Origin of the sequence: Facklamia sp. 7083-14-GEN3 (assembly GCF_024742075.1) — a bacterium.
Lineage (GTDB): Bacteria > Bacillota > Bacilli > Lactobacillales > Aerococcaceae > Facklamia.
In genome coordinates this window covers 172,494-187,571 of record NZ_JANSGD010000004.1, presented here as the reverse complement: position 1 = coordinate 187,571, position 15,078 = coordinate 172,494, and the positions used below count along the sequence as shown (strand labels likewise).

Genomic DNA, 15,078 nt, shown 5'->3' with positions numbered 1-15,078 from the left:
ACACAGAAGGAGAGTAATTAACGCTATTATTTATTTGTTTTATCTGAATCGTAATTAGGCATTATGGCTAGGCCAATACAGCCTTTTCCAGTATGCGTCCCAATAACAGGACCAATTGAGTTAGTGTCTATATCACTTATTGATAACTCTTTTTCTATTAATCCCACAACCAGACTGCATTCTTCTTTAGCATTAGCATGTGTCATCATAATTTGAACACCTTGAGGATAGGATTCCATTGCTACTTGAATTAATTGAATCCATCTAGCATAGACTTTTTTATTAGTACGGATTTTTTCAAACAGAAGAATATTCCCTTCCTCATCAAAATGTAATAAGGGGCGAATTTTAAGCAGTTGGCCTAAGGTAGCAAAACCTGCATTTAAACGGCCACCTTTAACTAGGTTATCTAATTCTTCGACCATCAAATAAGTTTGTGTATGATTTGCTTGCCAAGTTAGTTCAGCCACGATATCTTCTAAATCCTTATCTGATTCGAGACCTTTCATAGCTTTCCTTGCTAAACCTTCAATGACTATGCATGAAGACTTCGAATCGATAATATAGCTTTGAATACGATCTTGGTATTCAGCTAGTACTGATTGCGCTAAAGCTAAAGTTCCTGATATTTTTGAGGATAGGTGGATAGCTATAACTGCTTGAAAACCTTCTTCAACTATCTGATCCATTAATTGATAGTAGTCACCTGGATGCGGTTGAGAAGACTTAGGTAATCGATCACTTTTCTCCATATACTGATAAAAACGTGTCTGCTGATCAATATCAGATGAATCTTTAAAAACCGTTCCATCATCAAAAATGACACTAAGATCGACTTGAAAAACGTTTGGTTGGCTAGCTATTTCCTGGTTTAAATATGCTGTAGAATCTACTATAATTGCTGTTTTCATTTTTCACTACCATTCCCTGTCTGTCTAATAATCAGTTAATTTTTAAAATATGTTAAACTGTTTAAAGAATCACAAAATTATTACTTATCCTAACATAAATGAAAGGAAAGCTATATGTTTAATTATTTAAGTATCCAAAAAGAAATTATACACGAAATTGAAATAAAGAAATCACGCTTTATTTGTTATCTCATCCCCATCAAAAGTGAAGAAGAATTTAATCAGCACCTGCTCAGTATACAAAAAAAGCATTATAAAGCAAATCATCACTGTTATGCTTTTAGTTTAGAAGCGGATTCAAGTATCCAACGCATGAGTGATGATGGCGAGCCAACTGGAACAGCTGGGCTACCGATGCTTGAAGTCCTTCGTCAAGAAAAATTAACTTTTATCGCAGCTGTTGTTGTTCGCTATTTTGGCGGAACCAAGTTAGGTGCAGGTGGTTTAATTCGCGCTTACACCCAAGCGGTTAGTGAAAGCTGCCAATTGGCAAAAAAAATTAAAAATGTTAATCAAACGATTCTTCAAATTGAAATAGATTATGCACAGCTTGATCGCTTTAATCATAATCTTGACCAAATGCCAGGCCTACCCTCAGTTTTATCTACAGAATATCTTGAAAAAATACAAATGACAATCGCTATTCATTCTGACCATCTAGATGAATTTGATAGCTACTTAGTTAATTTTTTTAGCGGACAAGTTCAAATTGATAATTTAGGTGATCGAGATATAGACATGCCCTTTAAAAAATAAATTTTTCATTTATTCGAAGACTCTTTTCCAATATGTACAGTTAAATAAACCATTGCCACTATTAATACCACTGTCATCACCCATATCAACCACTTAAAATCTGGGAAGGCATGAAGAGCTAGGGTAATTAATGAAAAAACGGCAGATAAAGCCATCATCATTTTATTGATTGATCTTTCACTATAACCTCTTCGAAGTAATCGGTGGTGGATGTGTTCTTTATCTCCTTCAGTAACTGGTGTGCGCTGACGTAAACGTCTCATGAAGGCAAAGACGGTATCAAAAAGCGGAACAGCAAATAAAAGAATTGGAAAAATAAAAGAGTAAAGACTAGCATTTTTAAGATTTGTTACGGTTAAGCTCGCATACATAAACCCAATAAATAAAGCCCCAGTATCTCCCAACATAATCTTAGCGGGTGGCCAATTAAAAATTAAAAAACCCGCAATTGATGCAAATAAAAATAATAACTTTAATACAAAATCCAATTGAATGGTTAAAGAAAAACCTAAAGTTATGATTACCATTGAAAGAAGACTGACTAGACTGACGCTTGAAGCTAAACCATCAATTCCATCTAATAAATTTAAAGCGTTTGTTACTAAATAAATCCATAATATAGTTAAAAGATACTTCAAGCTACTAAATAGTAATGGGTCTTCAAAATTGATGAGTTGGGATGAAAAAGAAATGTCACTAAAAAAATAAACATAATGACAGGCGATTAGTATGCCGATTGACTTTTTTACAGCAGATAAATTTAAATAATCATCTAAAATGCCAGTTACAAGAATAATAATAGAGGCAACAAAAAGGCTTCCTTGAATATCCCAAAGAGTAAAAGGGTTTAATAAGTAGTAGCTTAGCCAATAAGCCATAAATACGGCAATACCACCGTAGGCAGGTGGTGTTTTTTTTCTATTATCCTCGCTTTTCTTATAATTAAGAGGCTTTTTAGACTGAATCAGCTTTAATAAGGAATAAGAAAGTGCCAATGATAATAGAAAAGCAAGTACTACCCGCATTATTATTTCCAATAAAATGGACATCGATTCATCTCCTTAAATCAAGTTCATCTCCAAAATTGGTCAAAAACAGTAATCGGTAGATGACGTTTATGTTGGCTACTTAAATACCATTTTTCAATTGTTGCTGCTTCTCTGTCGCTTACTTCATATCCTGTCAAATAGCGGTCAATTGCCCGATAAGACACACCTAGAGCTTCTTCATCAGATAACATTGGTCGGTCTTCTTCTAAATCGGCTGTTGGTATTTTTTGATAGAGTTCTGCCGGACAATTTAGGGATTGGAGCAACTGTTTGCCTTGGTCTTTAGTTAAACGCCATAAGGGCATTACATCCGCCGCACCATCACCATATTTAGTAAAAAAACCTGTAACACTTTCTGCAGCATGGTCACTTCCTACTACAACACCCGCAAATTGTCCTGCCACTGCATATTGCATGATCATACGCTGTCTCGCTTTAATATTTCCTTTATTAAAATCACTAACTTCTATTTGTTCTTTGTTTAAAGCTTGAACTATGCCTAAAGTAGCCTCCTCAATATTTAAAGTTAAAATTCGGTCCGGTGCTATAAATTCTAACGCCTTTAAAGCGTCTTCTTCATCATTTTGGACAGCATAAGGAAGTCGTATTGCAATAAACTGGTACTGGCTATCGTTTGTTTCAGTGCGCATTTCTTCAATCGCCATTTGAGATAATTTTCCTGCTAAAGTAGAGTCTTGTCCGCCACTAATGCCTAATACAAGAGACTTTAGTGTTGGATATTGATAGAGATAATCTTTCAAAAATTTGATAGAGCGCCTAATTTCAGCTTCTGGTTCAATAGTTGGCAAAACTTTTAAACTCTCTATAATTTCTTTTTGCAATGGTCTCATAATTTTCTCCTTAGAATTGATCTGTCTGAAACTCCTTAACTCTTAAATCAACTTGGTCGCGAACTTCTTGTATACTATCCATTTTCAAATCATATAGTTTTTGAGACAAATCCACTGGATATACTTGAGGATTTAAGATTCGTTTGTGTTCTTCCCATAAGCAGTTAATTTTATCATCTAAATACTCTTTAATAGCTAAAATATCTGGTAAATCATATACCTGCTGACCCTCTTTATATATATCAATTAAAAGTGGACGCGCCTCAAAATCCTTAACCGTCTTATTGATATAAGTGTGAACCGGATGGAACATAAAGAGTTCGTCTAGTTGATCAGGTCTTTCATCAATTAAAGCAATATAGTCGCCTTCTACCTTACCATCTTTTTTACGAGTAATACGCCAAACTTGTTTCATACCAGGCGTAGTGATTTTTTCTGTATTCGAAGAAATTTTTATAGTCGGTACAATCTCACCTTTGTCATCTTCGATACCAACTAATTTATATACAGCACCTAGAGCAGGCTGGTCATAAGAAGTAATGATTTTCGTTCCGATGCCCCAATCATTAATTTTTGCACCTTGCATGCGCAGGTTAAGAATAGTTTTTTCATCTAAATCATTGGAAGCAATAATGCGAGCTTCAGCGAAGCCAGCTTCATCTAATTGCTCACGAATTTTTTTAGATTGGTAAGCCATGTCACCTGAATCAATTCGCACACCTATAAAGTTAATTCTATCGCCCATTTCTTTAGCTACTTTTATAGCGATAGGCATGCCTGAACGTAAAGTGTCATAAGTGTCTACTAAAAAGACGACATCTCGGTGGGTTTCAGCATACGCTCTAAAAGCTTGATACTCATCGCGATAAGCCTGTACTAAAGAATGAGCATGGGTTCCAGAAACGGGAATACCAAACAATTTTCCAGCTCGAACATTAGAAGTTGAATCAAAGCCACCGATAAAGGCTGCGCGCGTTCCCCAAATAGCCGCATCCATTTCTTGTGCCCTTCTAGCTCCAAATTCTGAAATTTTATCACCTTTACCCACCACAGAACGAATACGTGATGCCTTTGTGGCAATTAAAGTCTGAAAATTTATTATATTTAAGATAGCCGTTTCAACTAATTGACACTGACCAAGTGGCCCTTCAACTTGCATCAAAGGTTCGGTTGCATAACAAAGTTCGCCTTCTCGCATGGACCTAACTGATAATTCTAATTTCATTTCTGCTAAGTATTGAATGAATGTTTCAGAATATAGTTCTAGACTTCTTAAATAATCCAAATCACTCTCTGAAAAATGAAATTGGTTTAAATAGTGAACCACTCTTTCCAAACCTGCGAAAATAGCATAACCATTGCTAAAAGGATTTTTACGAAAGTACACCTCAAAAACAGCATGTTTTCGATCAATCCCTTTTTCCCAATATGTTTTGAGCATATTGATTTGATAAAGGTCGGTATGAGTCATTAAGCTGTCGTCAGAATATTTATAGATCATTTTTATCCCCTCAACTGAATAATTTTGTTTATTGTATCACATTATTACTCTCAATGTTGATTCAAAAAGAACGCACTAGCTCTATGGCCATTATAAAAAAACCTTCAGTTAATTACTCAACTAAAGGTTTTTAAAATTAGTCTTCTGTAGAATTTTCTTCAGAAGTTTGCATGGCCTCCAAAGGAACCTGAATATTAAAGGTTTCACCATACTGGTCAAAGTCAAAACTAGCCGAAATACTTATAAGTTCTGGCAGATTGGATTGGTCTACTTCACTCACTGAATCAACAAAAACTTTAGGGTTCATGTCAATCATAAAGGAGAAGTTCTTTATCAAGCCTGTCAAACTATCATATGTAACACTCATTTGTGGATTCATATTAAAGAATTCTTTAAACTTTTCTGGATTCAGTAATTCTTCCAGTGATTTTTCGTAGTTTTGATCAATAGCTTGTCCGAAATCTTCCGATTGCTCAATTGCTTTGTCAGCTGATTCTTGGACTAACTGTTTTAAATCAATTGCTTTATCTAAATCATTGTAGAAAGTAGCGCCATCAATATCTTTTTTTAATTTAAAATGATAGTCTTGTCCTTTTTCTTCTAAAGTAAAGTATTTATTAATAAAATCCTGAGATTCTGGGGTTATTTCGTTTTTGGCTAACTCATTCGATACATTTTCAAAGGAAGCTTGAAGACTTTCAAGAATTTCTTCCTCAGATACTGTCCATTCAGAAGTCGTCCACTCATTAGTTTCAGTGTTGTAAGTATAATTAAACCCTTCTTTAGCATAGGTTTCAAAGCCTACAGCTTCCGATCCTACGAAAGGAGAGACAATTTTTGCAACCATTTGCAGAGCTATCGGTTGATTGCTCACTAGTGTATCAATTTCTAAGTTCCCGAAATCACTGGTCATATTTTGCGAGGAAATTTTCACACCTACCGTCCCTTTCATATGAAAGGATTGAAATTCCTGTTGATTTACTTTTTCCGCAACATCTTGCCAAGCATCTGACACCTTTTCTTGACCATTGATATAAGTCTGAGGAATTAGCAATATATTAACCATTAACATTAAAAAGAATACTTTTATTTTTTTACTTTTATTCATAATGTTCTCCTTATAATTTAATAGAAAAAGCATAACATACAACATCCAAAACAACTAGAAATAAACTAGTCGTAAATCTGTACTTTCGATTGAAAATCCTCCCAAGCGGGTTGACAGAGCTCTCCATGGTCCACCCCTCTTGAAGAAACCTTATCAAATAAAATTTTTATCGTTTGGAATAATAATTTGAAATCAAAGGCTAAAGAATAATTTTTAATATATAACAAGTCAAAATTCAATTTATTATTAAAGTCTGTAGCGTATTTTCCATAGACTTGAGCATAACCAGTAATGCCAGCGCGCACATGATGTCGTAATTCATAATAAGCATTTTCTTGACTAAATTGATTAACAAAAAAAGGACGCTCCGGTCGTGGCCCGACAAGTGACATATCTCCTTTTAAAACATTAATTAATTGTGGAAGCTCATCAATTCGAGAGGTTCGGATAAACTTCCCGACTCTCGTCACTCGTGTATCATTGGAACTAGCTAATACAGGTCCAGATTTCTCCTCAGCTGTTTGTGTCATTGAACGGAATTTTAAAATGTTAAATGGTTTAGATCCTTTAGTAATTCTTACTTGACGATAAAAAACCGGCCCCTTACTGTCTAATTTTACAGCAATAGCTGTTAATAACATGATTGGAGAGGCTAAAATCAACAAAAGTAAAGAAGTAACGATATCAATCGTCCTTTTTATAATAGCTTGTTCAAAAGCTATTGAAAAAGTTGATACTTCAATAAGACTTTCATCTTCAAAGCTCATTATATTTGGGTTGACCATCATTAAATTAGCAAAATTAGTCGATAAAAAGAGTTTTTTATTATTTCGCATCAGATAATCATAGATTTTTAGCCTTTCTGTTTCTTCAATATAACCAGTAAGGTAAACAATATCAACCGCATCAGATAATTTGACCACATGTCGATAGTAATCGGACAAGACCACATGAGTGACTTCATGCCTGCGGTTAGTCATTCTATCAAAATTAATCACAGCATTTAATGCTTTTTTATTTTCGCCTACCACTAAAACCTTTTTACGTCCTGACAGTCGATGATAGAGAAGATAAGCTATTGTGTTAAATAAAAATAACAAAATTGTTCCCACAAAGAGGTTGAGTAAAATAACTGATCGTGGGAAGGTTAACCAAGATCCAGCATAAGTCACGGCCATCATAAAAAACGACAAAAACAATTGGGATAGCATTGTAAAATAGAAAAGATCCATCAAGGTTTTGTTATAAAATATATACGTACCAAAAAGGAAATTAATCAAAATAAATCCTATTGCTATCCATAAATAACTTGATTCGAATGCTATAAAATTTCTATATGGAATTTGGCCTGAAAATTTTAAATGAAAGGATATTAGAATTCCTAATAGACAAACTATCGAACCCATTATAACAACAACAAAGCGCAATAAATTATTCCATTCTTTTCGATGGTTCATAATAAACCCTCTTTCTTTCCATTGGTTCTTATTCATTATAACGACTTCTTAAAAAAATAACCATCAACATTTAGTCTGATTTATTTTTACGATCTCATTCATAAAATTGAAACAACTAAAGCTCGTCCTATCCAGCTTAAAGATAGAACGAGCTCAACTTAAAAGTTAAAAATTTCTCTTAGTTCAGAAATATCTATTCAATGATAGTAAATTTTTCATTAAATAAAGGAGAAACGGAACGGTTCTCATGGATACGTTTAATTGCCTCGGCAATCAAATGCGCAACAGACACAATTTCAATCTTGTCTATTTGCTTGTCTTCAGGTAATAAAATCGTATCGGTAACAATTACCTTCTTAATAACTGAGGTTTGTAATCTTTCTAAAGCCGGTCCGGAGAGAACAGGGTGAGTACAAGTTGCATAGACTTCTTTTGCTCCACGATCAATCAATGCTTGAGCAGCAATTGTAATTGTTCCTGCCGTATCAATCATATCATCAATTATCACGGCTGTTTTATCCTTAACATCACCAACAATACTCATAACTTCTGCTACGTTAGGACGTGGTCGACGTTTATCGACAATGGCAATCGGTGCCTTTAAAAATTCTGCTAATTTACGTGCACGAGTTACGCCACCATGGTCTGGTGAAACTACTACAACGTCATCTCCAAAGAGTTTGTTATCGATAAAGTAATTTGCGAGTAAAGGAGCACCTAATAAGTGATCTACTGGAATATCAAAAAACCCTTGAATTTGGGCTGCATGTAAATCCAGTGCAACTACACGGTCCGCTCCTGCTTGCTCTAGCATATTTGCTACTAATTTAGCTGTAATTGGTTCGCGAGACTGAGCTTTACGATCTTGACGTGCATAACCATAGTAAGGAAGCACTACATTGATTGTTTTTGCCGATGCGCGGCGTAAAGCATCAATCGTAATCAATAATTCCATTAAATTATCGTTAACTGGTGAGGAGGTTGATTGTACGATATATACATGTGCTCCCCTAGTCGATTCATCGATGTTTACCCGTATCTCTCCATCAGCAAACCTAGATAAAGAAATTTCACCTAAGTCTACTCCAACAGCTTTTGCAATCGCAGCCGCCAACTTTTCATTAGAACTTAACGCAAAAATCTTTAATTTTGGATCCTTATAGTGTTCACTTGCCAACCAAATCCCTCTTTCCTTAAATTTATTTATTGATATATTTAGTCCAGTAACCTAATTTATTTACCTGTTCGCTACGTGAAATAGCCAACGCTTCCGCTTCAACATCCTTTACAATAGTTGAACCAGCAGCTACAAAGGCGCGATCCCCAATCTCAACTGGTGAGACAATATTAGAGTTACTTCCCAAAAATACTTGATCGCCAACTTTCGAACGATATTTTCTTTTTCCATCATAATTACAAAAAATGACACCACAACTTACATTCACATCTTGTCCTATATCGGCATCTCCGATATAAGCTAAATGACCCGCCTTAGTATTTTTACCTAATTGAGAGTTTTTAACTTCAACAAAGTTTCCGATGCGAACTCCCTCTGCAAGATGGCTCTTAGGTCGTAAGTGAGCAAAGGGCCCTATCTCTACTCTGTCTTCAACCTTTGATTTTTCAACAACAGACTGAGTAATTATTACCGAGTCTCCAATTTGACTGTCAACCACTTCACTATTAGCTCCAATTATTACGGATTTTCCAATAATTGTTTCGCCCTTAAGCTGAACCCCACCTTCAATCACAGTATCTTCGCCGATTTTTACATCTGATTCAATATAGGTGGTTTCAGGATTTATAAAGCTTACGCCATTCTGCATATGATTAGTGATAATACGTCGGTTCATCAACTGCTGTGCTCTAGAGAGAGCTACTCGATCATTCACTCCAAGTGATTCTTCAAAATCTTTCATATCAAAGGCATATACTTTTTCTCCTTGCTTTTGAAGAATTTCAATAATATCTGGTAAATAATACTCACCCTGAGCATTCTGATTACTGACTGATTTTAAAGCAGCAAACATGCTTAAATTATCAAAAATATAGGTTCCAGTATTAATTTCATTTATTAAAAGTTCTTTAGCAGAAGCATCTTTTTGCTCGACTATTTTAAGAACTTGACCTTCATCGTCACGAACAATTCGACCATATCCTTTAGGGTTTTCTGTTTTTGCGGTTAGAACGGTTGCCTTTGATCCAGTACTTTCGTGATGCTCAAAGAGCTTATTTAGTGTATCTCCAGATAATAAGGGTGTATCCCCACATATAACCAAGGTGCTCCCTTTTTCATTTGCCAGAAGATTTTCTGCCTGGAGTACTGCATGACCTGTTCCTAATTGTTCGGATTGAAAAGCAAAATCAGTAAGATTTTTTAATTGGGCTTTTACTAAATCCGCTCCATTACCAACAATAGTTACTATCTGCTCGGCATTACTTTCTAAGACCGATCGAACAACATGTTCTACCATGGAAATTCCGCTAATTTTATGGAGAACTTTAGGTAAGGATGACTTCATGCGTGTACCTTTGCCAGCTGCTAAAATAACCGCCATTCTTTTCATTCACTCACACTCCTTCGCTCTGCGACATTTACCCTTATATTATACCTATTTAAAGCCTATATGGCTATGGCGTTTCCTAATTAAAAAAATTTCCTGCTTCAATCTCTAATTGATAGTGACCTAATTCATTGTTATAGCGTAATTGTGTTTCAAAAAGAGCATGATAATTAGGAATTCTCATCCGATTTTTAACTTTATTCTCCGCAAAAACGCATATTCCAGCTGCTTTCGAATCAAATTCTTCAATTAAATTTAAAAGTCCTGTCAATGTTCCACCATTACGAAGAAAATCGTCCACAATCAATACACGACTTTGCGATTTCAAGGCTGATTTCGAAAGTTCCATTTTTTTTACAGTCTGAGTAGAGCCCGAAGTATAATTTATTGAAATGGTTGATCCTTCGCCAGAAGTCGATTCTCGTCGAACAACAACATATGGTTTATTAAGATATAACGCTACTGCTGCTGCCAATCCAATTCCTTTAGCTTCTATGGTTAAAATCGTATCGATGTCTTTGTCAGCGTATTTAGCAGCAATTAGTTGGGCAATCGGGTTTAAAACACTTGGATCTTGTAATAGATCATTCACAAATATATAGTTCCCGGGTAGAATTCTCTTACCTTGAGAAAGTCGGTCTTTTACTTGACGCTGAATAGCTTCAACTTCTTCTCCCGAAAGTTGTGGATGGAAGATGACACCCCCCGTTTTACCAGTCAATGTTTCAAGCTGACCTAGTTGCATCTCATCAAAAACCTCTCTGACCATTCCCAAATCTTCGCTCACTGATGATTTGGCACATTGGAACTTATACGCAAAATCTTGTAAATTTAAAAGCTGATTAGGGTTATTCATTAACTGATGGGTAATGGCTATTAACCGCTGGTTTCGTTTATACTTTTTTGTCATTTTAAAACCCCTCTTTCCAAACGTTAAGCAAACTCTATCATTATTCGTTCGAATTTTCAATAAGGGATTCATATAAAAAAAGAGTTCTGACAATCGTCAGAACTCTTTTTCTTATTGATGATTATGATTACGTATATATCTTTGAAGGTTTTGAACAACAGTTACTAAAATAAATATCAAAATAAATAATAAAGTAATGGATGCCCCAGGAGGAGTGTCTAATCGATAGGAAGCAAATAACCCTAAAAAGATTCCCACGATATTGATTACAAAACCAACCGCTATTGCTTCTTCAAAGGATCTAGAAACTTTAATAGCTGTCGAAGAAGGTATCACAATTAAAGCCGATACTAAGAGAACACCTACAATTGGCATCATAATAGAAATAGCAATCCCGGTCAGAATTGAAAAGCAAGTTGAAATAAAGCGAACCGGCAATCCTGCTGTTTTAGCAGTTGCTTCATCAAAGGATATAATATAAAGTGGTTTTCTAAAAATTAGATATAAGCACAAAATCACCAACGCTAGACCAATTAGTAAATATACCTCTTGATCTTGAATCAAGATAATCGATCCAAATAGATATTGGTCTACTTTAAATACACCACTATTGGTATTAAAACTTAGAAGAAACAATGCTAAAGCCATCCCTGTGGACATCATCAAAGCCACAGATATTTCCGTGAAATGTCTATAAACCGTTCTAAGATACTCAATTCCGAGTGAAGCAATTACAACAATTACAATGGTCGAGTAAGTAGGTTGGATACCTAGAATAATCCCTAAAGCAACACCAGCTAAAGAAATATGTGACAGGGTATCTGCCATTAAAGATTGCCTTCTTAAAATAAGGAAGAGTCCCAAAATAGGTGTTATAAAGGACATGGCTAAACCTGCTATAAAGGCGCGTTGGATGAAGTCATACTGAAACATCTCCATGGAGAACCCTCCTCTCTAATTAATCGAATTTCACGATCATAGAAGCCTTCAATTTCATCATCAGCATGTGTTACCATCATAATTGATTTGCCATGATGTTTGGTAAGATGTTGTAAAAGTTGATAGAAGTTTCTCCGCGATTGACTATCCATGCCGTTTGTCGGTTCATCTAAAACATATAAATCCGGATCTAATGCAAAAACTCGCGCTAAAACAATCCGTTGTTTTTGACCACCTGATAGTTGCCCTATTAATTTATTCCGCATATTAGACATACCCACTGCTTCAAGTGCACGATCAACATGTTCATAATCTTCAGCATCTAAAGGTTTAAACCATCTGTTTTGACTATAACGACCCGACTCTACAAAACGCTGCACTGTGCTAGGAAAACCTGAATTAAAGGCGGAAATGTTTTGTGCAACATAACCCACCGACAACTTATTTCCTGCTTTATTTTTCTTGGCAATGTTTATCTCTCCAGTTGCTGGCTTTAACAAACCGATAATATTTTTCACTAACGTTGACTTAGCCGCTCCGTTTTCTCCCGTTAGAATAACAAATTCTCCGGTTGAAATATCAAAAGTGATATTATTCAAAACTTTTTCTTCTTCATAATAAAAAGATAAGTCTTTAACCGATAATACCTTCATTCTTGGCCTCCTTACGCTAGTTCCTAATTTTGAACGAGTTGTTCAAGATTTTTACGCATTAATGAAAAATAGTTTTCTCCTGCTGCTGTCTCTTCTTCAGAAACTAATTCTAACGTTCTTAAGGGCAATAAGTCTGCTTGAGTGGAACTAGCTACTGTTTGTGATATCTTAGAATCAATTGCAGGATCAACGTAGATTTTATTCACTTTTTTTTCTTTTATAAGTTTTTGCATTCCAGCTATTTGCTGTGCTGACGGTTCTTGGTCAGAGGAAAGGCCCGCAATAGGGATTTGCTCCAAACCATAAGCGTGAGCTAAGTAACTAAAAGCTCTATGTTGAACAACAATAGTCTTGTTTTCTAAATCTTGTAATTGAGTTTGATACTCTTTGTCGAGTTGTTCAAGTTTTTCAATCAAAATACGATAATTCTCTTCATAATTATCTTTGTTATCAGGATCAATTTCAATCATTTCCTCTTTAATATTATTGGCTTGTTGTCCAAAAACAATTGGATCTAGCCAGGTATGAGGATCAAATTCATGAACGTACCCTTCATGACCATGCTCATCGCCTTCGTGGTTATGCTCTTCACCTCCGTGATTATGCTCTTCACCTTCGTGATTATGCTCTGAAACTACTTTACCATCTCCAGCCAGCAATTCTATTCCATCCGTTGATTCTAAAACTTTTGTGTTTTTTGTGTCAACCAAAGATAATAAATCTTTGACAAAAAATTCCATTTCATCATCTTGATAAATAAATAGATCACTTTCTTGGACTTTAATAGCAGCTTGTGCACTCGCTTCATAGGCATGCGCGTCTTGATTGGCTTCTAACAACATAGAAACCTCCATTTTATCTCCTGCAATTTCTGAAGCCAAAAAGTACACTGGATAAAAAGTAGTCATAACTTTTGGCCTATCTTGAGCAGAAATTATTCCAGAAATTGATTGACCTATCACCACTACACTTAACAAAATTGTCACTATCATTTTTGCCATTTTACTCATCTAATTTTATACCTCCGTTTAAATAGTAATAATTACGTATATCTTTAAGTATAGTATCTTCCTACTTAAAATTTGTCAAGATAAATTTTAAAATTTTTAATACTAAAAAGGCGGTATGCCCTATTTCTTAAAAGGCAAACCGCTATATTAATCATACTAATGTTGGTCTAAACTTTTGGCTATCCATTCTGGCAATGAATCTTTAACTTTATCCGGCAAACTATGAGTGATTGTTTCAAGCTCTTGACCAAATGTTTTGCGCATCATGGCTGTTATTTCCTTAGGCATTAACTTTTTACCTTGATTCTCTGCTATTGTAATCTGCTTTAATATTTCAATATAAGAGTATGCTAATGCTAGAGTAACAGTAGAGGCAGTAAAACCATTAACCATTCCTCCTGTAACAGAGCCAACACCTGGCATCCATTTAGCAGCTGATGAGGCCAGATACTTCCCCACCATACTTGCTAATCCTGTCCCTCCTACACCTGCCATCATACTAACAATTTGTTTTTTATCGATCGATAAACCAAAAATACTTGTAATATGAGCTAGCATTGTAATTTGGATGGGTACTAAGAGCGCTGAGTCAGCAATCGGTAAAGGCGTTAGACCGATTCCAAAAGTTGTTTTCATATACTTGTTAGCCCAACTTCTAGATTGAGCTACTTTTAAAGCTAAGTCTATTCGTTGGGCGTTAATAAAAGCCTTTTCTACCTCTTTCGGCACCAACTTATGACTTTGATTAATTAACTCTTCCAAGCCATAAGCACTAATTTTTTGACCGCCTGCTAATTCAAAATCTTTAGCTAACACGGGAATAATAGCTTTAACTTGAGGGACTGCATTTTGAACAGAATTTTTAAAGTTTTTAATGTCTTCGCCAATTGCTTGGGTTAAAACTACAATAACCGGCAATTCTTGAGCTAACATCGATATTAAGGCAATTTCTTGCGGTTCAATTCTTGCCATCGTGGCATTGATACAATAGTAAACTAAGTGGATAGGCTCTACAACTTTTCCTTTTTTAGCACCCTGCACCAAATGAAGTAAGTGTTGAATACTTTCATCTTGTGATTTTGAGTGTAGCTCTAATCCTTTGGTATCATAAATAACTAGCGGTAAGCCCTCTTTACTTATTTTTTGGACTTTTTGAGTCACTGGAAGCCCAACTCCTGTTGAAGCAATATTTTCTCTAAAAAGAGCGTTCACAAGAGTGGATTTGCCTGATCCTGTTTTACCAGCGAGTAAAATGCGAATGGGCTCCATCTTTTCAACTTCCTGATCTGCTTGTTTTAATAGATCAAATGCTAAGTTAGGGTTTAAAGGGTTATTCTTTAATTTCTTCCAAAAATCCATAATTCGCCTC

14 protein-coding genes are annotated in these 15,078 nt (G+C 35.3%); 1 reads left to right on the top strand and 13 read right to left on the bottom strand.

The window, feature by feature from the left end:
* Positions 1-26 precede the first annotated feature (26 nt).
* A complete protein-coding gene (locus tag NW240_RS08395) occupies positions 27-911 on the bottom strand; it encodes a DegV family protein (protein WP_258437120.1) in 885 nt (294 codons plus the stop codon).
* A 114-nt stretch (positions 912-1,025) separates the two neighbouring features.
* Here NW240_RS08395 and NW240_RS08390 point away from each other — a divergent pair, with 114 nt between their 5' ends.
* On the top strand, positions 1,026-1,667 hold the full coding sequence (locus NW240_RS08390; RefSeq protein WP_258437119.1) for a YigZ family protein: 642 nt from the start codon (positions 1,026-1,028) through the stop codon (positions 1,665-1,667).
* A gap of 5 nt (positions 1,668-1,672) precedes the next feature.
* Here NW240_RS08390 and NW240_RS08385 read toward each other — a convergent pair whose 3' ends face one another.
* From NW240_RS08385 to NW240_RS08330, 12 genes are all read right to left on the bottom strand, one after another.
* Positions 1,673-2,716, bottom strand: a complete 1,044-nt coding sequence (locus NW240_RS08385; protein WP_258437118.1) for an MraY family glycosyltransferase — start codon at positions 2,714-2,716, stop codon at positions 1,673-1,675.
* Positions 2,717-2,739: 23 nt separating this feature from the next.
* Entirely contained in the window at positions 2,740-3,567 is an 828-nt protein-coding gene (gene nadE / locus NW240_RS08380) for an ammonia-dependent NAD(+) synthetase (RefSeq protein ID WP_258437116.1), read from the bottom strand.
* A 10-nt stretch (positions 3,568-3,577) separates the two neighbouring features.
* The gene (locus NW240_RS08375) at positions 3,578-5,068 is read right to left on the bottom strand and encodes a nicotinate phosphoribosyltransferase (protein WP_258437115.1); all 1,491 of its coding nucleotides are present in this window, start codon (positions 5,066-5,068) and stop codon (positions 3,578-3,580) included.
* Between the two features lie 136 nt (positions 5,069-5,204).
* Positions 5,205-6,176: a hypothetical protein gene (locus NW240_RS08370; RefSeq protein ID WP_258437113.1), complete on the bottom strand. Its 972-nt coding sequence runs from the start codon at positions 6,174-6,176 to the stop codon at positions 5,205-5,207.
* A 65-nt stretch (positions 6,177-6,241) separates the two neighbouring features.
* A complete protein-coding gene (locus tag NW240_RS08365; protein WP_258437159.1) occupies positions 6,242-7,633 on the bottom strand; it encodes a sugar transferase in 1,392 nt (463 codons plus the stop codon).
* A 193-nt stretch (positions 7,634-7,826) separates the two neighbouring features.
* Positions 7,827-8,810 carry a ribose-phosphate diphosphokinase gene (locus NW240_RS08360; protein WP_258437112.1) on the bottom strand — a complete coding sequence of 328 codons (984 nt, stop codon included), beginning with the start codon at positions 8,808-8,810 and terminating at the stop codon, positions 7,827-7,829.
* Between the two features lie 22 nt (positions 8,811-8,832).
* Entirely contained in the window at positions 8,833-10,200 is a 1,368-nt protein-coding gene (glmU, locus tag NW240_RS08355) for a bifunctional UDP-N-acetylglucosamine diphosphorylase/glucosamine-1-phosphate N-acetyltransferase GlmU (protein ID WP_258437111.1), read from the bottom strand.
* A 76-nt stretch (positions 10,201-10,276) separates the two neighbouring features.
* Positions 10,277-11,107: a pur operon repressor gene (purR, locus tag NW240_RS08350; protein WP_258437110.1), complete on the bottom strand. Its 831-nt coding sequence runs from the start codon at positions 11,105-11,107 to the stop codon at positions 10,277-10,279.
* A 111-nt stretch (positions 11,108-11,218) separates the two neighbouring features.
* A complete protein-coding gene (locus NW240_RS08345; protein ID WP_258437108.1) occupies positions 11,219-12,046 on the bottom strand; it encodes a metal ABC transporter permease in 828 nt (275 codons plus the stop codon).
* A complete protein-coding gene (locus tag NW240_RS08340) occupies positions 12,004-12,699 on the bottom strand; it encodes a metal ABC transporter ATP-binding protein (protein WP_258437106.1) in 696 nt (231 codons plus the stop codon). Before NW240_RS08340 ends, NW240_RS08345 begins: the two co-directional genes overlap by 43 nt.
* A gap of 23 nt (positions 12,700-12,722) precedes the next feature.
* Complete coding sequence (locus NW240_RS08335) at positions 12,723-13,709, bottom strand: metal ABC transporter solute-binding protein, Zn/Mn family (protein ID WP_258437105.1); 987 nt, start codon at positions 13,707-13,709, stop codon at positions 12,723-12,725.
* A gap of 156 nt (positions 13,710-13,865) precedes the next feature.
* A complete protein-coding gene (locus NW240_RS08330; RefSeq protein WP_258437102.1) occupies positions 13,866-15,068 on the bottom strand; it encodes a YcjF family protein in 1,203 nt (400 codons plus the stop codon).
* Positions 15,069-15,078 lie beyond the last annotated feature (10 nt).

Bases quoted from the DNA above. Each gene is read 5' to 3' on its own strand.
- NW240_RS08395 (WP_258437120.1), bottom strand. From the start codon at position 911: ATGAAAACAGCAATTATAGTAGATTCTACAGCATATTTAAACCAGGAA.
- NW240_RS08385 (WP_258437118.1), bottom strand. From the start codon at position 2,716: ATGTCCATTTTATTGGAAATAATAATGCGGGTAGTACTTGCTTTTCTA.
- NW240_RS08330 (WP_258437102.1), bottom strand. From the start codon at position 15,068: ATGGATTTTTGGAAGAAATTAAAGAATAACCCTTTAAACCCTAACTTA.
- NW240_RS08390 (WP_258437119.1), top strand. From the start codon at position 1,026: ATGTTTAATTATTTAAGTATCCAAAAAGAAATTATACACGAAATTGAA.
- NW240_RS08365 (WP_258437159.1), bottom strand. From the start codon at position 7,633: ATGAACCATCGAAAAGAATGGAATAATTTATTGCGCTTTGTTGTTGTT.
- glmU (WP_258437111.1), bottom strand. From the start codon at position 10,200: ATGAAAAGAATGGCGGTTATTTTAGCAGCTGGCAAAGGTACACGCATG.
- NW240_RS08345 (WP_258437108.1), bottom strand. From the start codon at position 12,046: ATGGAGATGTTTCAGTATGACTTCATCCAACGCGCCTTTATAGCAGGT.
- nadE (WP_258437116.1), bottom strand. From the start codon at position 3,567: ATGAGACCATTGCAAAAAGAAATTATAGAGAGTTTAAAAGTTTTGCCA.
- NW240_RS08335 (WP_258437105.1), bottom strand. From the start codon at position 13,709: ATGAGTAAAATGGCAAAAATGATAGTGACAATTTTGTTAAGTGTAGTG.
- NW240_RS08375 (WP_258437115.1), bottom strand. From the start codon at position 5,068: ATGATCTATAAATATTCTGACGACAGCTTAATGACTCATACCGACCTT.
- purR (WP_258437110.1), bottom strand. From the start codon at position 11,107: ATGACAAAAAAGTATAAACGAAACCAGCGGTTAATAGCCATTACCCAT.
- NW240_RS08370 (WP_258437113.1), bottom strand. From the start codon at position 6,176: ATGAATAAAAGTAAAAAAATAAAAGTATTCTTTTTAATGTTAATGGTT.
- NW240_RS08340 (WP_258437106.1), bottom strand. From the start codon at position 12,699: ATGAAGGTATTATCGGTTAAAGACTTATCTTTTTATTATGAAGAAGAA.